The sequence below is a fragment of the Candidatus Rickettsia tasmaniensis genome, from assembly GCF_036857515.1.
In the GTDB taxonomy this organism is placed as follows: domain Bacteria; phylum Pseudomonadota; class Alphaproteobacteria; order Rickettsiales; family Rickettsiaceae; genus Rickettsia; species Rickettsia rickettsii.
The window spans coordinates 1-510 of sequence record NZ_JAQCNX010000083.1; the positions used below are offsets into that span (position 1 = coordinate 1).

Genomic DNA, 510 nt, shown 5'->3' on the forward strand with positions numbered 1-510 from the left:
CAGATATTGCAATTCTTAGCACTATGGGAGCAAGCACTAAGCAAATAATGCTTATTTTTATCTATAACGGAATGTTTATAGGATTACTTGGCACAACACTAGGTGTAATCCTTGGTGTTACCTTTTCTTATAATATTCAAACTATCAAGAATTATTTGGAGCGTATAACCGGTACTAAAATTTTCGAGGCAGCTATTTATTTTCTTTATAGTTTACCTTCAAAAGTAAGAGCTGAGGATATTATTTTAATTACCTGCAATTTAGGCGTAACCGTTGGGGATAAGATTAGATTAATTTCACCGAATTCAGTTTCTACCACCTTTGGCAGTATACCAAGATCAAAAGAATTTAAAGTTATAGCAATTTTCAATAGCGGTATGTATGATTATGATTTGACAACGATATTAATGCCGCTTACCGCAGCACAAAATTTCTTATCTCTCGGCGACGATATTAATTTAATCGAAATTAATAGTCTAGATCCCAATAACGCTCTCGCATATTCATATA

1 protein-coding gene is annotated in these 510 nt (G+C 32.9%); it reads left to right on the top strand.

All coding sequences use genetic code 11. The annotated features are described in order from the left end of the window. Positions 1 to 510 (top strand): FtsX-like permease family protein (locus tag O6R16_RS08065; protein WP_499680710.1); only part of this gene is annotated, 510 nt, incomplete at both ends.